11 protein-coding genes are annotated in these 20,111 nt (G+C 59.3%); 8 read left to right on the top strand and 3 right to left on the bottom strand.

The genetic code is table 11. The features are described 5' to 3' along the window. Positions 1–454: 454 nt before the first annotated feature. From FHT78_RS25740 to FHT78_RS25700, 8 genes are all read left to right on the top strand, one after another. Positions 455–1,114: an invasion associated locus B family protein gene (locus FHT78_RS25740; protein ID WP_183749373.1), complete on the top strand. Its 660-nt coding sequence runs from the start codon at positions 455–457 to the stop codon at positions 1,112–1,114. Positions 1,115–1,132: 18 nt separating this feature from the next. Beyond that, on the top strand, positions 1,133–2,881 hold the full coding sequence (locus FHT78_RS25735) for a ShlB/FhaC/HecB family hemolysin secretion/activation protein (RefSeq protein WP_183749372.1): 1,749 nt from the start codon (positions 1,133–1,135) through the stop codon (positions 2,879–2,881). Between the two features lie 490 nt (positions 2,882–3,371). After that, on the top strand, positions 3,372–12,272 hold the full coding sequence (locus FHT78_RS25730; RefSeq protein WP_183749371.1) for a hemagglutinin repeat-containing protein: 8,901 nt from the start codon (positions 3,372–3,374) through the stop codon (positions 12,270–12,272). A 14-nt stretch (positions 12,273–12,286) separates the two neighbouring features. Beyond that, the gene (locus tag FHT78_RS25725) at positions 12,287–12,895 is read left to right on the top strand and encodes a hypothetical protein (protein WP_183749370.1); all 609 of its coding nucleotides are present in this window, start codon (positions 12,287–12,289) and stop codon (positions 12,893–12,895) included. 274 nt (positions 12,896–13,169) lie between these two features. Further along, complete coding sequence (locus tag FHT78_RS25720) at positions 13,170–13,532, top strand: hypothetical protein (RefSeq protein WP_183749369.1); 363 nt, start codon at positions 13,170–13,172, stop codon at positions 13,530–13,532. Positions 13,533–13,694: 162 nt separating this feature from the next. Beyond that, positions 13,695–14,024 carry a contact-dependent growth inhibition system immunity protein gene (locus tag FHT78_RS25710; RefSeq protein WP_183749367.1) on the top strand — a complete coding sequence of 110 codons (330 nt, stop codon included), beginning with the start codon at positions 13,695–13,697 and terminating at the stop codon, positions 14,022–14,024. Positions 14,025–14,391: 367 nt separating this feature from the next. Next, complete coding sequence (locus FHT78_RS25705) at positions 14,392–14,892, top strand: LysR substrate-binding domain-containing protein (protein WP_246715418.1); 501 nt, start codon at positions 14,392–14,394, stop codon at positions 14,890–14,892. A gap of 129 nt (positions 14,893–15,021) precedes the next feature. Next, positions 15,022–15,207, top strand: a complete 186-nt coding sequence (locus tag FHT78_RS25700) for a hypothetical protein (protein WP_183749366.1) — start codon at positions 15,022–15,024, stop codon at positions 15,205–15,207. A gap of 504 nt (positions 15,208–15,711) precedes the next feature. Here FHT78_RS25700 and FHT78_RS25690 read toward each other — a convergent pair. The 3 genes from FHT78_RS25690 to FHT78_RS25675 form a co-directional block, all read right to left on the bottom strand. After that, positions 15,712–16,602 carry a LysR family transcriptional regulator gene (locus tag FHT78_RS25690; RefSeq protein WP_183749365.1) on the bottom strand — a complete coding sequence of 297 codons (891 nt, stop codon included), beginning with the start codon at positions 16,600–16,602 and terminating at the stop codon, positions 15,712–15,714. A 395-nt stretch (positions 16,603–16,997) separates the two neighbouring features. Next, complete coding sequence (locus FHT78_RS25680) at positions 16,998–18,323, bottom strand: HlyD family type I secretion periplasmic adaptor subunit (protein WP_183749364.1); 1,326 nt, start codon at positions 18,321–18,323, stop codon at positions 16,998–17,000. Beyond that, the gene (locus FHT78_RS25675; protein WP_183749363.1) at positions 18,320–20,095 is read right to left on the bottom strand and encodes a type I secretion system permease/ATPase; all 1,776 of its coding nucleotides are present in this window, start codon (positions 20,093–20,095) and stop codon (positions 18,320–18,322) included. Before FHT78_RS25675 ends, FHT78_RS25680 begins: the two co-directional genes overlap by 4 nt. Between the last annotated feature and the right edge of the window lie 16 nt (positions 20,096–20,111).

Genomic DNA, 20,111 nt, shown 5'->3' with positions numbered 1-20,111 from the left:
GTAAACCCTGTAACCGTCATATGTCGAAGCCTCGTTCGGCAACAACATCAACAATCACGCGCTGATCCGGAAGGTGGGGTCAAAACACCGCTTACCCTACAACAACCTCTCCTCGGCAAGTAAATCAACAGCTTCGCTGGCCCACAGGAGGCAGCGCGGACTCAACGCCAGTCGATCGTGGCGCGGGTCACATCCATTTTTTATTCGTTAGGCCGCTAAGAGATTTGAGCAACCAGAGGTGTTGCAAAACAAGCACGCAACTTCAGAAACGAGCGCGTCCCCTTCCGTCGCGCCGACTACTTAGTGTTGCACTGACGGGAGTCTGCTATGGATTGCCTCAGTCGATGACCGGCAGCACATGAGGGCCATGTGCTTTTTCAGATATTGATTGAGATCTGATCGAAGAGCAGGTTTCCCGCTCGGGTGAAGGGCATTGCTTTCAGAAAGATGTTGCATGACGTTTTCGTCATTTTCAATCAGGACCCTCGTATCGGCGGTCCTTATTTCCTCGGCCTTCTGCGCAACCCCCATTCAAGCTGAGGAACAACCGGCCGCCGTGCCCGCGGTTCCGGATGTCCAGCAACCGTTAGGCGCCGCAGGTGCGCAGCAGCCGGTTCAGCCGGCGCGCGTGCAGAAGTTCGACGATTGGTACTATCGCTGCGTCGACGGCAAGGCTGCTGACGGTGCTGCCACCGCTCATTGTGAAGTGGCGCAGGTCGCCACGGTCAAACAGGGCGACCAGGACGTCAACATTCTGACGCTTGCGATCGCCAAAACGACTGATGCGACGGTCGCATCGAACAAGAAACCTGCCAAACAGCAGGCAAGCGAACTCGTTCTGACAGCACTGGTGCCGCTCAACATGTATCTGCCGGCGGGGCTGGGCATCAGCGCCGCCGACAAGCGCGTCGCGCAGCTTACCTATCGCAACTGTAACCAGGCGGGCTGCTGGTCGCAGCAGAAGCTGGACAACAAGATGATGTCGGCCCTGACGAAGGCGGCGGATGGCACCGGACACTTGGAGATGATGAACGGCCAGAAGGTCAACATCAAATTTTCCCTGAAGGGGTTGTCGGCGGCGCTTGGCGCGCTGCAAAAGACCGCTTCCAACTAAGGCCGGCCGGACACGCTCATGTCATCCCGACAAGTAGGCTTCGGCGCAGATTGTCTTCTTTTGACCATCGCCACTCTGCTGGCGGCGACGTTCATTGTCTCCATCGCCGCCGCCCAGACACCCAATGCCGACTACGAGCGGCGCCGCGCCCAGGAAGCCGAACAGGAGCGCCTGAAGTCCCTTGGCCAGATGACGCCGCAGCCGCCTCCGGCTGAAGCCAAACAGCCGGCCATCTCCAGCGGCAACGCGGTCGGCTCCTGTTTTGATATCGCCCATGTCGAGGTCGAAGGCGTCAAACAGTTCTCGGCTGCGGCCGTTGGCAGGATTACGGCGCCTTACGCCAACCGCTGTATCGGGGTCGGCGACATCAACGCGCTGCTGCGCGACCTGACCCACCTCTATCTCGACAAGGGTTTCGTGAGCGCTCGCGTCTATGTGCCTGCGCAGGACATCGCCAAGACCAAAACACTGCGTCTCGTTGCCATCGAAGGAACGCTTGGCGACATCTATGTCAACGGCAAACCCGCACCTGGTTCCGGTATGATTGCCACGGCCTTTCCCGGTATGAACGGTCAGGTCACCAATCTGCGTGATATCGAGCAGGGCCTTGACCAGATCAATCGACTGACCTCCAACAATGCCAAGACGGCGATGCTGCCGGGCAACAGCGACGGCACGTCGATCCTCAATATCGAGAACGAACCAAGCCATCCCTGGCATCTTTCCATTGGCAACAACAATCTCGGCCAGCAGCAGACCGGATACTCCAAGACCTCGGCCTCGATCGGCTACGACAACCTCTTTGGAATCAACGACCAGTGGAACCTCGGCTACGAGCATAGTGGCCCGGACTATCCCTGGCCCGATGACGGCCACGGCACCAGCAACAGCTATTCCGGCAACGTCAGCCTGCCTTACGGCTACTGGACGTTCTCGCTCGACGGCTCATGGTACGAATACAATAGCTCCGTTCCCGGCAATTTTGGATCACTGGATACCTCGGGCGATTCCAAACAAGTTGGAATCGGCGCCAACCGGGTGATCTTCCGCGACAAGGATTCGATCACCACCTTCAACAGCGGTCTGACCTACAAGGAATCGAACAACTTCCTGCTCGGCAGCAGAATAGAAGTTGGCAGCCGGCGATACACAGTCGGTGATCTCGGCATCTCCCATTCGCGCCGAATGCTGGGTGGTCTCTGGGTTTTCGATCTTTCCTACAGTCAGGGGCTCGATCTCTTCGACGCCGTTGCGCGAGACGATCCTGGAGCCGCTGATGCCAATCCGCGCTTTTCGAAATTCACAGGCACGATTTCGGCGACGAAGCCCTTCGAACTGGCTGGTCAGCATTTTGAGATCAACTCGATCGTAACCGGGCAATATTCCCCGGACAACCTGTTCGGGGCCGAGCAGATCTCGGTCGGCGGTTATTCCTCCGTGCGCGGCACACGCGAGACCATGCTGTTCGGCAATAACGGCTTCTTCGTGCGCAACGATCTTGTCTGGCGCACCCAACCATTTTCCGACAACCAGGAACTTGCCAGGATATTCGGCGAGTTGCGCCCCTATTTCGGTGTGGATTACGGACGGATCGCCTCCCAGGCCCGCTACGGCATCGCCGGCGGCGACATGTTCGGCTGGACGCTCGGCGCCAAGCTCGCAGGCGGCAATGTCAATTTCGAAATCGGCTATTCGGATGTGCTCGGCGGGACAGTCGAAAAGGATGACGCCGGCCTTTTCTTTGTCAGTTCCTCCTTGCATTGGTGAGTGGGACAACCTCTTTCGGCTGTTATCGCAGCAACGCCGGTCACCGACGCGGCTGCCATTCTCGGCGCCGGTCGGACCAGGCGCATCCGTCGATGGACTGTGCTGTTGATCCCACCGGCCACCGTCATCGCGCGTCGTTCGCCGTCGTCGCGCAGCAGGACCTGAAAACGATCGCAAGGAAACTGTCCGCGGTGCGTGTGCTCGCCGCACAGGATGTAATCTTCAATTTCAGATTCACCTTGGCTTTACCAAATCGACACGAACTGCGCCTGTTTTCCTCTCCTTATACGTGTAGCCGTTGACGTTTGCGACCAACTCCACCAGTAGAAATCGTCAATATGTGCCGCATGACGCGGCCTGGAATGAGGCGAGACGCAGGCTAGATTTTCCGCGAGATCCGCGGACGTAGCCCGACCCTCAGAAAGGCGAGCGTACCGTGGGCAAGTGTTCGAGGCAGGAATCCGGCAAATCGTCGAAAGAAGGGACCGTCTTGCGGCGGCTCCCCAGCAGTCTCCTTCATCGGCTGGTACGCCTCGGGCATCAGTCACTTGCCGTGACCCTCAGTGCGCTCCTGTTCCTGCAGCCGGCGATTGCCAACGCTCAGTCGGTCTCGGCGAGCTCTACGGCGCCCGCCGCCAACCAACCGGGCGTCGGAGCGGCACCGAATGGCGTGCCGCTCATCGATATCGTCACGCCGAACAGCTCTGGCCTGTCTCATAACAAATTTTCGGATTTCAACGTCGGCACACAGGGCCTGATCCTCAACAACTTCAATGGCGAAGTCGGAGCGTCAAACCTCGGTGGCGTCACCCCCGGCAACCCGAACCTGAAGACGTCCGGTTCCGCCTCGGTCATTTTGAACGAGGTAACGAGCGGCAATCGTTCGGCGTTGAACGGCGCGACCGAAGTGTTCGGTGGACGCGCGGACGTCATCATCGCAAATCCGAACGGGATCACGTGTTCGGGTTGCGGTTTCATCAATACGCCACATGCCACGCTGACGACCGGCGTGCCCACGATCGGCGCCGACGGCCAACTGTCGGGCTTCACTGTCAATGGCGGCGACGTCACCTTCGACGGCGCCGGTGGCAACTTCGCAGCCGCGCCTGGTTCGGTCGACCTGTTCGATGTGGTTGCGCGTAACATTCACGTCAACGCACCGATCTACGGCAAGACGGTCCGGCTGACGGGCGGCGCCAGCAAATATGATTACGCCACCGGCGAGTCGACGGCACTGACGGCAACCTCCGGCACGCCGGAATATGCGATCGACGGCACCGCGCTCGGCGCCATGCAGGCAGACCGCATCAAGGTCGTCGTCACCGAGAAGGGTGCTGGCGTCAAGATGAGCGGCGACATGGCCGCCAATGCCGGCGAGTTGACGTTGTCGGCCGACGGGAAGATCTCGATCGGGAATGCGTCGGGGCGTGATGGCGTCACCGTCACTTCGAAACAGAAGGTGACAGCGGCCAAACTCACCTCGAAACGGAAAGTCGCTGTTCAGGCCGACCAGGGCATCACGCTGCAGTCTGTCGCGGCCGACGGCGATATCCTGCTTGGAAGCGCTACCGGGCTGCTCAGCGTGTCCGGCGACGTCAACAGCGGCACGACCGTGCAGATGAGCGCCGGCAGCGGCATTGCCGCTGGCGGCGTAACGGCGGGCAACGGAGCCGCAATGCTTTCCGCGGGCGCCGGAGATATCGCCATTGCTGGCGCTGCAAACAGCGCCGGTGAGCTTAATCTGACGGCAACGTCCGGCTCGATCTCGGCCGCTTCGCTGCTCAGCAACCAGACCGTCGCGTTGAACGCCGGCTTGGACATCGCCATAGGCGGTAATGTGCTGGCGCAAGGCAATGTCAGCGCCAGCGGCCGCTCGGTCTCCACCGGCATGGTCGTCTCAGGCATCGATATTGCGGCCACGAGCGCGGATCCCAACGGCAATGTGATGTTGGGCGCGACCGGCGACCTCGCCTTGACGGCGACCGGTGGAAATATCGCGACAGGCAATCTCTTGTCAGCCGGCGCTCTCACGAGCGCGGCAACAGGAAGCATGACGGCCGGAAGCATTCAGTCTGCAAGTGACCTGACGGTCGCCGCGGCTTCACTATCGGCCGGTGCCATCACCTCGCATAAAGCACTCACCGTCAATGCCGCGACCAATGTCGCGGGTCAGATTCTCGGCGCGGGCGACATTCTGATTTCGGGTTCGGACATTCAGGCCGGTGCCATCGTCTCAGGCGTCGATTTCGCGGCAACCGCCGCCAATAGCGGCAGTCTCACGCTCGGCTCGTCCGGCGCTATGACCCTGCAAACTGCCGGCAGCCTGTCCATCAACACGCTGCTCGCGGCAGGTTCCATTTCCGCCACAGCAGCAAATCTCAACGTCGGAACGGTAACCGGCCACAAGGATATCGCTCTTTCCGGCAGCTCCAGCCTGACCGCCACCGGTCAGATCCTTGGCGCCAACGACGTCGCCCTCTCGGGTGGTGCGGTCACGACCGGCCAGGTGATCACGGGTGTTGATTTTGATGCCATGGCGCAATCCTCGGCAGGCGCTGTCGTCATCGGCCCGGCGGGTGACCTGGCGATCAACGCCACGAGTGCCGCGACCGGACCACTCCTGGTCGCAGGCAATCTCGACGTGACAGGCGGCTCATTCACAGCGTCGGATGTAACCGGTCACGGAGATGTCACCGTCAACGCGGCCACTGACATCAGCGGCACGCTGCTGGCAGCCGGCAATGTCGATATCACCGGCGCAAACGTCACAGCAGGCACGCTTGTCTCCGGCGTCGACTTCGCTGCCACCAGCCAGTCCGTGGACGGCAGCGTCGTTCTCTCAGCGCAATCGCCTGCGATTGTCGCGGGTTCGGCCGGTGCGCTCACGCTCGCGGCGACCGCCGGCAATATCAACGCAACCAACCTGCTGTCAGCCGGTTCGCTTGACGCCACCGCAAGCGGCAGCATCGCCACCAATGCCGTATCCCACCAGAATCTGACGATGAAGGCGGGTGGGGCGATTGGGCTTGCGGGCCAGTCCATGGCGGCAGGCAATATGAGCCTGCAGGGCCGGTCCATCTCAGCGGCAAGCCTGGTGTCGGGTGTGGACTTCGCCGCCACCCGGACGGCGACGAACGGCGCCCTGATGCTCTCGCAGCCACCCCCCCAGTCGGGCACGATGACGCTCACCGCGACAAACGGCGACATTATCGCCGGCAATGGCCTCTTGTCCGGCGGCAATCTTTCCGCCACGGCAAGCGGCGGCATCAGTTACGCGCTGCTGCAGAGCCTTTCCAACGCCTCGCTGAAGGCTTCGGGAAGCATCAGCTATACCAACAACAGCAATGTCGCCGGCAATCTGGGGATCGATACCGACGCAATTGACCTTTCCGGATCGCGCGGATCCAAATTGGCCGTGGGCGGCACCCTTGCCGTCACCGGCACTTCGGCGAACCTGGCCGGAAGCAGCCTCGTCCTCGGCGGACTGACGCTCGATCTCAGCGGTCGGGCCGATCTGACGGGCGCGAAGGTGAAGACGGTCACCAACGCCGGTGGCTCCGGCGACATTGACATTACCGCCGGCAGTCTGACCGCAAACAACACCACGACGCTGCTCGCGGACCATGACCTGACGCTGACCCTGCCGACGCTGTCCAACAGCGGGCAGCTTGCCGCCCGCAACAACCTGACGATCAACACCAGCGGTAATCTGACCAACTCGGCCACCGGCCTCATCTATGCCGGCAACGACGCGGCATTGTTTGTCGGAGGCGTGCTTGCCAACGATCAGGGCGCAGTTGTCGCCGGCCGCGATCTTACAGTCGCCGGCCGCGCCGGTGGAGCCCGCAATGCTGCCGTTATCAACCGGTCCGGCCTGATCTCCGCAGACCGGAACATGGTGATCACCACCGCAAATCTGCGCAACGAAAAAACGGTCGCGCCCACCGTCACGAGCCAGTTGATCTCGAGCACGGCAGTGACTGCCTATGACACTCTTAAGGGAAGCGTCTGCGACACCTGCGACCCGAGCAGAGGAATCGAGTACAACGGCACGGTCTACATCATCGATGACACCGATCATCACGTTTGGCGTGACATTGCCGAGGATCGGGTGCTTTCGTATGGAAGCCCGGCGGCGCTGATCAAGGCCGGCGAGATACTCTCGATCAACACCGTCGATCTCACCAACGCCTATAGTGCCATCGAGGCGGGCACGAGCATGACGGTATCCGGCACCGGCACGCTGACGAATCTTGGCTTGCAACTGAAGCGCACGGTGTCGCTGAACTGTGACCGGGCCGCGGGTTGCCAGTATTATCCCACCTTCGTCGCGCAAGAGTGGATGGAGCGGCATACGGGCGAGACCGGCGGCAACGGCGATGGCTATCTGGTCACGACCTACGAACCCAACCCGTTTGGCAGGCGCGATGCCTCGAAGGATCTCTACCCAGGCAGCACGCTCGAGAGCGTGACGGCGATCGGCGGCGTCCCCGCGACGATCCGGTCGAGAGGAACGTTTGCCATAAGCGGTTTTGCCGCCGTCAACAACACTGCCGCCGGTGGTTCGATCGCTGGTCAGGCGACGATCAGTGCACCGGTAACTCAGAGCAGCCCGCTCACTGCCCTTGCCGGCATGACGGCCGGTGGCGCCCTGTTCACGGTCAATGCCGCCCTTGGCAGCGTCGGGAACAACGGGAGCCTTACGGCTTCGCTCGGCAACCTCTCCCAGATGCCGCACGCCAGCTGGGTGCAGTTGGCAGCGCTTGCCAAGCCGCAATCGGGCGGCGTCGGCGGCACCATCCCGGGCCAGGCCTTCATCTTCGAGAGCCGAGCGGCCTTCCTCGACGTTTCGACATTCTACGGCTCGAGCTATTTCATAAAGCGCATCGGCTACCAGCCGGAAACCACCGTCCCCTTCCTCGGTGACGCCTATTTCGACAACCAGCTGATCGATACCCAGCTGCGCCAGCTCGTCGGCGATGGACTCGGCAAGGGCTCCTTCATTCCCGGCAACAACGCCACCGAGCAGATGAAGACGCTGCTTGATAACGGTGTCGCCTATCTGCAAGAGAACGGCATTACCTTCGGCCAAGCGCTGACGCCCGAGCAGGCAGCCAATCTCAAGCAGTCGATCGTCGTCTACCAGCCGCAGATCGTCGACGGCGTCACGGTGCTGGCGCCGGTCGTCTACCTCTCTGCCGCTGATCGCGCCGGGATCAAGGCCTCCGGCGCCACCATCGCCGGCAACAGCGTCGACATGAACGTCGGCGACCTCACCAATTCGGGCGCAATCGCCGCAGCGGGCGGCCTTACCATCGCCGCCAACTCGATCAAGGCGACGGGGGCGTTTCTGTCGGGCGGCAACATGAACCTCAATGCCGCCAACGGCATTACGCTTGCCGCCCAGACGATGTCGATCGGCGGGCAGACGTATGTTTCCGGCAATGGCGGGGTGAAGGCCGGCGGCGACCTCAAGCTTGCCGGCGGCGCCGGCGATCTAACCCTCCTGGGCTCGACCGTTGCGGCCGGTGGCAATGTCGCCCTGAGCACGAACGGCAATATCAACATCGCCGCGGTCGGCAACACGACGACCAGGACGAAGCGTGACCGACGCAGCAAGACAACCATTGTCGAGACGACGGCGACCGGCTCTCAGATCACAGCGGGAGGCTCCATCGCAGCTGACGCAGGCGGCAATCTCAATGTCGTCGGCAGCAACCTTTCCGCAGCCGGAACCGTCGGCCTCAAGGCGACCGGCGACGTGACCATCGCCGAGGCGGTCGAGACCACGACGACCGACTACAGCTACAAGAAGAAGGGCGGCCTGTTCGGCGGCGGCAAGAAGAAGACCAGCCATGCGCAGACTGAGACGCTGGTCGGATCTTCGGTGAGCGGCGGAACGGGGGTATCGATCACCTCTGGCGGCGACACCGTCGTTTCCGCCTCGAAGGTGACAGCCGGGGATGAGGTCAAGAAGGCAGACATCAATGTGAATGCCGGCGGCGATCTGCTGATAGCATCAGGCAGAGAAACGACCGAGATCAATCAGTCCTCATCGAGCACAGGTCTCCTGTCCAAGAAGAGCTCGAAGCTCCACAGCTATGACGAGGCGACGATTGCCTCCGAGCTTTCCGCCTCCGGCAACGTCAACCTGAAGGCCGGTGACAACGCGCTCATCGCGGGCTCGAAGGTTACGGCAGGCGGCAGTCTCGGCGTCGAAGGCGACAGCGTCTCCGTCATCGGCGCCGAAGAGCAGCACGAGCTCGAAAGCAGCAAGAAGAAGTCCGGCCTGTTCGCCGGTTCCGGCGACGGCTTCATTTCGCTCTGGGGCAAGGAACAGAAGGACAAGGGCCTGGCCTCAGAGCTCAATGTCGCCTCGGCGCTGACCGCCGGCACGGACGTGACGCTCAAGGCGCGCGAGAGCGACGTCAACATCATCGGCTCCAGCATCAATGCGAAGCAGGACATCGTCCTTGACGCCGCGCGCGACGTGAACATCACGCCCGGCGCCGAAAGCAGCTCGGCCTCGGAGGAGGAAAAGCGCTCTGGTTTCGGCATTGCCTTCTCGGCCGGAAATGGCAGTGCCTCGATCGGCATTGGTTACGGAAGCGCCACGGACAAGACCGCGCAGTCGTCCTCGACCAATGCCGTCTCGACCCTGTCGGCAGGGCGAGACGTGACGATCTCTGCCGGGCGCGATGCCAATCTGCAAGCCGCCCAGATCGAGGCCGGCCGCGATGCCAACATCCTTGCAAAACGCGATATCAATCTGCTCTCGGCCCAGGATGTCAGCAACTATTCGGAGATGCACAAGGAGCTCTTTGCCGGCGTCAGCCTCAACGTGTCCTCCGGGTTGGTTAGCGCCGGACAAGGAATAGCATCGGCCGTCAGCGATCTTGGCGGCGCCAACGGCGATTATGCACTGGCACCCGCAGCCCTTGCTGGCTACCAGACCTACAAGGCTCTCACCGGCATCAATACCGAGGCCCTGAGAAACATCCAAGGCCTCACCGACTGGGCCGGTCTTCAGCAGTCGGGCCTTGGTTCTGCCTCGCTGACGGTCGGCTTCAACGCCTCGAAAAGCGAACAGAGCGCTTCGGTCGGCATTCCTGTCGTCACCAATATCGAGGCGGGCCGTTCGGTGACGGTGGCCGCTCAATCGGGCGACATCACCGGCCGCGGCGTGCAGATCGCGACAGGCTCGCCGGAATATCTGCAGGGCGGCAACGTGCTCCTTTCGGCCGGTGGCAACATCGAACTTGAAAGCGCTGAAGCGACGAGCAGTTCGTCCTCCAGCAGCCAATCGACCGGTGCTGCAATCGGCGTCGATCTCGCAAGCGGCGGCCTTACCGGCAACGCAAGCTATGGTAAGGGCACGGAGCAGGCGCGCGGCGTTACCCAGATCAATAGCCATGTCATCGGCAGCGGCAATGTCACGACTGCGTCGGGAGGCGATACGACGCTTGCCGGCGCCGTGATCTCAGGCAACCGAGTGACGACGGTGGTCGGCGGCGATCTCAACATCATCAGCCGCCAGGATACCGCTACCTATGACGAAAAGACGATTGGGGCCGGCATCGGCTTTGCACCCGGTTCCGGTCTCTCCAGCGGGGCGCAGAAGGGGAGAACCGAGGGCGAATACGCCAATGTCGGCGAGCAGAGCGGCATCATCGCCGGCCCCGGCGGCTATCATGTCACGGTCGGCGACAATGTTGATCTCGTCGGCGGCGTCATTGGCTCGACGGCAGCCCCCGCCAATAACGATCTGACGGCAAACTCGCTCACCTGGTCGAATATCGAGAACCGCTCCGAGGCCTCTACCTCGAGCTACGGCATAGGGCTGACGCCCGGCGGCATTCCGGTTCCGGTCGTCGGCCAGCCGGCGCAGGAGGAAGACCACGGCGTCGCCCGTGCGACGCTCTCTTCCGGGCAGTTGACGCTCGCCAACAAGCCTCAAGACCTTGCCGCCCTCAACACGGACCTGTCGAAGGCCAACACGCAAGCCGAAGCCTTCGACATAGACAGGCTGAAGGCGAAGCAGGAGAGCGCAGCAGCCTTGTCGGCACTGCTGAACATCGCGGTCGGCGATCTTTCAACCAAGCTAGGATTTGACGAGGGCAGCCCGGAGAAAATTGCCCTCCATGCAGCCGTAGGTGCGCTCGTCTCGAAGCTTGCGGGCGGAAACGCCGGAACCGGGGCTCTTGCCGGCGCGCTCAGCGAAATTGCCAACGGCGTGCTGCAGGATGTGTTGGAAGCCAACCCCAACCTTACGGAGGAGCAGAAGAGCGCTATCACCCAGTGGGTGGCCGCCATCGTCGGGGTTGCCGTCGGCGGTCAGACGGGCGCGGCCACGGCCCTCGACAATATCAATTATAACTTCTTGACGCACAAGCAGCGTGATGAGCTCGTCGACAAGCTGAGGGGATGCGACAGCGATGCCAATCCCGAACAGTGCAAGGCGCAGGTTTCAGCCCAATACGAACAACTCAATCAGGAGCAGGATCAGAAACTTGGCGCCTGCCGCACGAGCCAGTGCGTCGTGAACCTACTGGGCGACCTCGTCGGCGACCCGCAGTTCGCTTACCTTGAGGTTGTAGAATTGCAGGAGCTAGGGGTTAGCATGTCCCTGGCTCAGACTCTCCTGTCCTATCAGGTCCTGGAGCGATACCTGACGAGCGATTCATCTCAGTTCGAGATGACGCTGATGGATGTTGCTGCAGGCGTCGGCTATTGCGAGGATCATGGTCAGGCGGACGGTTGCTTCGCAAAGGGGCAAGCTCTCCACTACGCTTCCTCAACGGTAACCGAGCTTGCTTACCTCGCAATAGGATCGAAGATCAAAGTCGTGTGGGGAGAAGTTGCGGAAGCAGCTGTTCGCCCGGTTACACCTCCCAAGGGCTACACTCTCAATGCCGATGGGACTGTCGATGGACCGCGAGGAGGATTGTATAATCCGGTCAGCGGCGCTGCCGATGCCAGCGGCAACCAGATTTTCATTGACAAGACCGGCAACTATTACACCTTGACACGCGAGAGCGTGACACGGGTAGCCTCGCCATTCCCGTCATCCGGCATTGGCGCGACGGGAAAGATTGGGCAAGAGGCCCTGCTAGAAACTCTTGGCGGCGAGCCGCAGGCCTCGATCTGGACCAACCTCGGCAGGCGTGTCGTGGATGTGCTATCCAACGGTATTGCTAATGAAGCCAAGGTCGGTCGAGTGAATATGTCATCGGATATCGCCGACCAGATCGCCAAGGACGCAGAAATTGTGTCTCGAGGCTTAGCCGTTGAGTGGCATTTCTACAGCAGTCCTGTTACTGGCCTTGGCGGTCCATCGGCTGCCGTGGAAGCCGCGCTGCGCAAAGCTAACATCAAGATCGTCATCCATTGATTGAGAACCATTCTATGTTTACGCTGGCCTACAATGTTGACTCCAAAGTCCACAAGGCAAGGGAGAAGAAGGAGGTCGATGCGTTTTTTTCCTGGTTCATGAGCATCCTACCGGCCTGCCTGGACGAGGTGATTGCCTCGGTCAGGAAAACGGACGGATTTGCCGACTGGCAGGCCGACTATGCACCAGAATCGCTGCTGCGACTTGGCGACTGGTATGAAATGCAGGTGAAGACCCGACCCTATACGCCGGAGGAAATGGAATACATGAAGCGCGTCATGCGCTTTGACGAGAACCGGCCGATCGATTTTGAGCACTGGACGCTCACCAACGAGACCCTCGTGACCTCCGTGAAGGTAGGCATGTATTTTGGCGAGATGCTCCGCCGGCGCTTGCCGTTCATGGAGTGGAAGCCCTGCAAACTCGTTCATGGGAAAAACAAGAAGCCGAGCATTGATTACGGCCAGCCAGTGCTGGACGGGCCGAAGGTCATCCAGCTCAACCCAGTGAGAATTTCCCAAGCAGTTGCATTCGGAATAGCGCGTGGAAGCAAACGCGGCCGAGATTTGCACGAAACGTTTGGAAACAACGTGAAACTACACGAAAACATGCGCAACAAATGATGCGCTTTCAGCTGACCCGCTGGGACTATTTAGCCTTAACACACGCAGCAATCATCTACGAGTAATTGTTGCCCTGTTCACTGCTTTGAGGGATGGAAAGATCGTCGACTATCAGGGCACAGGAACTGGACGCCCAATCTACAAACGTGACTATAAAGGCAAAACCCAATACACGGCAATAACAGTTGGAGACAACGGCTTTATTGTTGGCGCAAACCCCACCTCCGGGCCGTAGGGTGAGATTATGCAAAATCCAAACCGTAGAATGAAGTTGATGTCAGATTACCTGTGCTGGTGCCTCTGGGATATGATAGATGCCAAGAATGTAAATCCTGACACTTTACAGATTTCTGAAGCATTGAGAGAGCGGCTGCACTCATGGGAGGCAGCCTTCGATAAAACTCTCGATTTAGCTGATCCCACGCGCATCGGGTTCGAAGATGAACAAGAATATAACGCTTTCTACGAGATGGGTTGGGAGTTGTTCGATTCACTGCGGTCAGAGTTGCCAGATATTGAATGGTGGTATCGCGACCGAAGATACGCCGATCTTTTGAATGCGAAGCCGTCGGTGAGAATGCGCTCCGGTTACAGCACCGAGCGACACAGTCTGGATCCACCCCCAATGGCACGCTGACAGTGGCTTCAAATGCTAATCGAATAGTGGCGCAACCCCGGTCGGGAATGTGCTGACGCGTGGTTCGACGGCCTCAGTGCCATCGTCAAACGTCCGTGTGGTCATTCAGCGCGATCCTACAATGCCAACAGGATATAAAATTATCACCGGATTCCCAGTTCCATGACAGTACGGTTTGAAAAATTAGAACAACTAATGGGCGGATATTTCCACCAGGATTGGGATACCGAAGGAGCCAGCGATGCGGAGGTCATCTCGGCTTTCCGTCGAGCAGAGCCGGTCAATCAGATTGAAGCCACGATAGTTGAGATTGACCACCTTTTGTGGCTATTCACAAGGAACCCATTGAAAATTGAAGAGCATTTGGCGGCTTTGGGGTGTGAGTACTATTACCAAGCACATGGATTAAACGGCCAAGAATGGTTGCAGCGAGTCCGTTCCTTGCTCTTGTCTCCTGAACCTCACCCTCCCACTTCTCCTTCCTCGACGTGATATTTTGGCATCTGAAGGGGCAGGTCGTCGGAGAGACAAATATCCGCATTGTTGTGATGAACGTTGGCGGTTCAGAGATAAGGTCAGCATATCCGTGGCCAACACAAAACATTGGTGTCCCAACTGCAATCAAGGTTGGGTCGTTCCTGTCCGTGTAAAAACGACCGGTGAGATTATATTCGTATGCGAAGAGTCTGAAGAGACATGGCTAAAGGAAAGCGAAATTGGACCCGCTCGTTGGTCAGAGGTTCCTGGGGCTGGCCACTATTGTTATTTAAACGATTTCATGAAGTCTATCGGTTTAGGACCAACCGAATACGAGAAACTCGAATGACTGGTTGTTTAGGCCGTTAAATAAGCAGTAACAATGACGAGCGGCACGCAGCAACTAACCGATGGCGATGTCGATCTGGCCATCGCCACGCCGGATGCCGGGCAGGCTCAGCTGCGTACCCGGCATCTATTCGAGGAAACCTATCTTCTCATTGGTCGTCCCGGCCATCCTCGCATCAAGGAAGGCGCGACTGCAGCGGGCTTCGCCCGACTTGAACAGGTCATCGTCTCTCCTTCAGGCGGCGGATTCTCTACGCCGGTCGATGCCACCCTTGAAGCGCTCGGTCACTCTCGCGCCATTGTTGCCTCCGCCGCCTCATTCCTCGTTATTCCGAGCATTGTCGCCAGCAGCGAGCTCGTTGCACTGGTGCCGCGACGCCTGATACGCGAGCGCTTGGCCGAAGTCGCGTGGATAGAAATTCCCTGGCTTTCGGAACGGTTTCAGGTGGAGCTCATATGGCATGAGCGGACACACGGGCATCAGGGCCAGCAATGGGCCCGCGAGCAAATTCACGATCTCGTAAAGCCTGCATAGGCGAGTGCACGGCTTGAGCAAAATGCCCTGATTACGACGGCATTAAACGCCGACCAATTTGGATTGAGCGGCCTGACCCCGCGCGCCAGATCCGTTGGAACCAGCATCCCGCAATCAGGTTATACCGGCATGACCGAACCTGCTGAAGCACTCGCCAAGTCGATAGCCCATTACGCCACGCACGAGGCATCCTCGCGCCAGTTGCGCAGATTGCCCGTATTTGCTGTTCCTCAGGAAGGGAGTGATATATTCGCCTCCTTGCTTGAAAAACTCGATGAGGCGCAAGCGTCTGCCGCAACGGGTTCGCACGCCTGACGATGCAAGGGGCTTAGAGCTTCGCATCAGAGTCGCTTGAGTCTCCTCGATCTTACGAACTCGGAAGCCTATTATCGTAGGGTCTTCGGCGCGCCTATTCGGCGACCGAATTACCACCGTGATCAGACCCAAAACCCTGCGAGTTACATTGCGAACGTAAAGGCACGACAGTGAAGATAAGCTATGATGACAGTGTAGACGCAGCTTATATCAAGCTCAAAACGGAGGACGACAGGCCGCCTTTTGGGTTCACATATTGCTGTGATCCGGCCGCGGTCGATGGTCAAATCGATCTCGACTTCGATCTCGACGGTCGACTGATAGGGATAAGTGCTGTCCGCCAGCAGAAAGCTTCCTTTGGACTTGCTCAAAAGAACGTGAGGACAACGCCAGAGATCTCAAAGGCTGCTGGCGACCGTTGAGTCGAGTCACAGCCGCGGGAGCATATTGAAGCTATCTGCTTAGCGGGTCGCCCAGATCAGAACGCGAAAGCCTCGCCCTCCCTCACCGGCCCGGCCGTGCCAATGACCGTGCGATATCGATGATATCGTCACGGCCGGCAGTCGGATCCTCCCGGTTCCAGGCGACACCAAGCCCGATCTTGAAGTCGACGCCCCTCACCTTCTTCAGCTCAAAACCGCGGTTCGGCAGATCCTGCGTCCATTCCGGCACGAAGCCGATGCCAAGGCCGGCTGAAACCAGAGACACCAGCGAGAAGGTGTCGTCGCAGGTGTAAGTGACATTGTCAGTCAGATCATGCTCCTCGAACTTCTCTGCGAAATAGCGCTCGCTGTAGGAGAGGTTCTGGCGGGAAAACGAGATGATCTTTTCGCTTCTCAGATCCTCGAGATCGATCTCGCTCTTCAATGACAGCGGGCTCTCTTTGGCCACCGCCAGCAGATAGCGTTCATGGGCAATCGAGAAGAAGCGAAGCGAGCCGATATTCTCCACCGGCCGGATGAAGCCGAGATTGATGCGGCCTGCCTCGATATGGCGGATGATGTCATCGGTGGTGCCGCTTTCGATATGCATGCGGATATCGGGATATTTGCGGCCGATGCGCGCCAGGAAGGACGGCAGCACGCCGATCGTGGCGGGATAGACGGTGCCGATGGCAATCTTGCGCGCCGACCTCCCGCCAACCGAGCGGGCGATCTCCCTCGACAGGTCCACCTCGCTCAGGATCCGAACAGACCTCTCATAGAAGGCTGCCCCTGCCCTTGTCAGTTCCACCCGTCGTGTCGAGCGGATGAAGAGCTGCACGCCGAGTTCCTTCTCCAATGCCAGGATCGCGTCCGACAGGCCAGGCTGGGTGATACTCACCTTGGCTGCGGCTCTGCCGAAATGCAGCTCCTCGGCCATCGCAACGAAGTAGGATAGCTGGCGTAGTTCCATGACCTCTCCCTCTGCCACTCCTGATTGATACCCTATTTTGGGGTATCCGGAAACCGGGTTTATTGAGGTCGCTGGTTTTTCTTCAGCTGGCGATCTGACTTGTCCTCCTTTCACGCAATTGTATATGGCCGGATGATCGACGCCCTTATTGCGGCTCGAAAGGCCGCAAATGTTACGCAAGCTGAGCTAGGGCAACGGATCGGTCGGCGCCAAACCTTTGTCTCGAAATTTGAACTTGGCGAACGGCGGCTTGACCCTGCTGAGTTTGTCAAAGTCAGCAGGGCGATTGGCGCAGATCCCTACGCGATTATGAAATCAGCCGAGTCTGAGTAGAATTTTGGTCGCCTTGAACCACTTCGAACCGCCGGCCCTTTATCTCCAAAACGCTGTCAAACTCAATCCTCGACAAACGCATGGTTCGTGGAATCAAGCAAAGGCTTGATCAGGTAGTCGAAAAACGTTCGGTCGCCGGTGCTGATAAATACCTCCACAGGCATCCCCGGATGAAGATCGTTCTTGCCAATGCCTGTCGGCAAGCTTTCAGTTATCTCGAGGAGTGCCTTGTAATAAGGCTGCTGCGTTGCTTGGTCGACGAGGCGATCGGCTGACACCCGGTGAACGACCGCCTCAACTTCGGGGGTCCGTCGTGCATCGAGGGCTGTAAATCGGAGGCGTGCGTGCTGGCCCGACTGAACGACATCGATATCCTTCGGCTGCAGCCTCGCCTCGACCAGTGGGCGATCTGCAGTAGGGAGAATTTCCATGATCTTCTCGCCCGGTCCGATCACGTTACCGACCATGTTGTACGCCGAAGTGACCACGATGCCATCCGAAGGCGCCTTGATTACGGTTCTTTCCAGAACCACGAAAGCAGCGGCGAGTTGCTCTTCCACGTCGCGCAGTGAATTCTTGGATTCGTTGAGCTTCGTGACGGCTTCTTCCGTGCGCTGGGTTCGCAGGCGTTCCACCTGCTCTTTGGCTTCCGCGATTTGCGACCCGGTTGTTGCCTGTTCTGAGGTGATGGCAGCCGCCTGTCCCAACAGGTCGGCGTCGATCCGCAGAAGCTCCGTATAGTCCGATCGATTGATCAGCCCTCGTTCGACCAGCGACTGCTTGCGTTGCAACTCATCCTTTACAACGTCTGCCTGCTTCTGAACGGCAGCTCTTTGCTCCCTCAAACCGGAAAGGGTCTCGTCAAGCTGGTCAAGACGCTCCTCAAGAATGGTCTGCTCCGATCGGAAGCGGGCAAGACGGGCGATAAATTCCTTCTCTTCTTCCAAAGCGATTTCGCTCGGATCAACATCGATCGGCAGTCGTTTGCTACAACGAGTTTTACCCAGCTCGATCGCGCCATCACGTTCGGCTCCAAGCCGCTCGATGCGGATGCACAAGGAGAGCCACTGTTTTGCAAGCCTGTTCAACTGGGTGCGGGCAGCCGTGTCGTCGAGCACCATGATCGTGTCACCACGGTGCACGGTATCGCCCTCACGGATTGATATCGAACGGACAATACCACCTTCCAAATGCTGCATCTGAATGTTTCGTCCCGCAGCCGCAATCGTTCCGGCTGCCACCGCAGCCCCCGAAATTGGCACTGAGGCACCCCATAGGCCAAACGTGGCCCCCATCAGCAGCACGGCACCATAGCCAATCAATGCGGGGGTACGGGCAGAGTGTCTGAGCTTGCTCTTCCAACTTGAACCTTCGGTGGACATTGTCATGCGGTGCCCTCAATAAGGCCGACCTCTGGATTTCCCGGGGCGTCGGCTATTTCAGGCTTATTTCTGTCGGAGACGATTTGTCTGTTTCCATTGACCGGACGGGGTTTCCCGCCGGAGAGACGCTGAAGAATGTCAGACGCTGGTCCGAAGGCATCGACTGCACCGCTTCGAAGTACCAGCGCCTTATCGCACTTGACGACGATCGCTGGCCGATGTGTGACGATGATTACGGTTGTCCCCTGGGCCTTCGCTTGAAGCAGTGCTTTTTCGAGCGCGGCCTCCCCTTCGGCATCCAAATTGGAATTCGGTTCATCGAGGATCAGAAGCTTTGGCTTGCCGAAGAACGCCCGAGCAAGACCGATCCGCTGGCGTGTACCACCGGACAGCGAACCGCCAGAAGCTTCCATCGTCGTCTGATAACCCTGCTTGAGACCGGTGATCAGCGTATGAGCCTGTGCGCGGGCAGCCGCGTCGGTGATGTCGCTATCGGCAGCCGCGTCATCGAAGCGAGCAATGTTGTCGGCGATCGTTCCGGGCAGCAATTGAACGTCCTGGGCAAGATATCCGATATAGCCGCCTAACTGCTTTCCGTCCCACGTCGGGAAGTCCGCGCCGTCCAGCGCGATCGCGCCTCCGCTAGGTTCGACCACGCCCGCGAGCAACCTTGCAAGGGATGATTTTCCGGAGCCGCTTGGGCCGAGAATTGCGAGCGCCTCCCCCGGCTTTAGGTCGAAGCTTACGTCTTTGATGATCGCGGTCGATGCGTCGGTACGGCTGCGCACTGGTGACCAGAACAGATTTTTGACCGTCAGACGACCCTCGGGTTCGGGGAGGATAAGGCGATCAACCCGATATTCTGTTCCGCTGGAGATCGCCGATCCGAGCCGTTTCCAGGCTTTTCTCGCATCGACGATCTGACGCCAGCCCGCAACGAGCTGATCGATTGGCTGCAGCGCCCGGCCGGATATCGTCGACGACGCGAAAATCATTCCCGCTGTCATTTGCCCTTGTAAGACCAGGACCGCACCAGTTCCAAGGATCGAAAGCTGCAGCACCATCCGAAGCGTGCGCGACGAACCCGCAAATACGGCATTGATCGCAGATGCCTTGTCCTGGAGATTTGCAGCCTCCGCAAACCTCTTTCCCCACGCCTCGGTGACATGGCCGATCATGCCCATTCCCTGCACCGTTTCCCGGTTGCGGGTGAACGCCTGGGCAAGCAGGTTCGCAGAAACGGCGGCCTCCTGAGCTTTTCCTGCAGCGCCACGCGCTGCATAGTGGCTGGCGCCGACCATCAGCATCATCGCCAAAGCACCCGCCACGGTCACCAGACACAGCACCGGATGGACGAAGTACAAAATGACGGCGAAGATCGGCGCGAATGGCAGGTCGATCACATTCGCAAGCCCTTTCGACGCCACGAACGAACGTGTGGTGGCGAGGTCCCGCAGGGGTTGGATGTCGCCGATCGCCGCCCGGTGCGAACTGATGGACGCGATGAACGCCTCTTCTCCAAGGTGCTTGTCAAGCGTTAGCGCCACGCGTTGACAATAGACGGCGCGGACGGCGTCGAGAGTTGCGAGGAAGATCAGCGCGCCAAGTGCAATCAAGGAGAGATAGACAAGGGTCGGTATGCTCGCCGACGGTAAGACGCGATCGTAAACCTGCATCATGTAGATCGACGGGACGAGCAGGAAGAGGTTGATCAGGACCGAGAAGAAGATGACCTCGATCCAGGCTCGGCGCAGGTGGCTGCGAACGTCCGTGGACATTGATTGCTGCTTTCAA

Origin of the sequence: Rhizobium sp. BK196 (genome assembly GCF_014193255.1) — a bacterium.
In the GTDB taxonomy this organism is placed as follows: domain Bacteria; phylum Pseudomonadota; class Alphaproteobacteria; order Rhizobiales; family Rhizobiaceae; genus Rhizobium.
This window is presented reverse-complemented; position numbering and strand designations above follow the sequence as displayed.

Coding starts and splice junctions, on each gene's coding strand:
- FHT78_RS25680 (WP_183749364.1), bottom strand. CDS start 18,323: ATGACAATGTCCACCGAAGGTTCAAGTTGGAAGAGCAAGCTCAGACAC.
- FHT78_RS25700 (WP_183749366.1), top strand. CDS start 15,022: ATGACCGAACCTGCTGAAGCACTCGCCAAGTCGATAGCCCATTACGCC.
- FHT78_RS25735 (WP_183749372.1), top strand. CDS start 1,133: ATGTCATCCCGACAAGTAGGCTTCGGCGCAGATTGTCTTCTTTTGACC.
- FHT78_RS25705 (WP_246715418.1), top strand. CDS start 14,392: ATGACGAGCGGCACGCAGCAACTAACCGATGGCGATGTCGATCTGGCC.
- FHT78_RS25740 (WP_183749373.1), top strand. CDS start 455: ATGACGTTTTCGTCATTTTCAATCAGGACCCTCGTATCGGCGGTCCTT.
- FHT78_RS25710 (WP_183749367.1), top strand. CDS start 13,695: ATGACAGTACGGTTTGAAAAATTAGAACAACTAATGGGCGGATATTTC.
- FHT78_RS25720 (WP_183749369.1), top strand. CDS start 13,170: ATGTCAGATTACCTGTGCTGGTGCCTCTGGGATATGATAGATGCCAAG.
- FHT78_RS25675 (WP_183749363.1), bottom strand. CDS start 20,095: ATGTCCACGGACGTTCGCAGCCACCTGCGCCGAGCCTGGATCGAGGTC.
- FHT78_RS25725 (WP_183749370.1), top strand. CDS start 12,287: ATGTTTACGCTGGCCTACAATGTTGACTCCAAAGTCCACAAGGCAAGG.
- FHT78_RS25690 (WP_183749365.1), bottom strand. CDS start 16,602: ATGGAACTACGCCAGCTATCCTACTTCGTTGCGATGGCCGAGGAGCTG.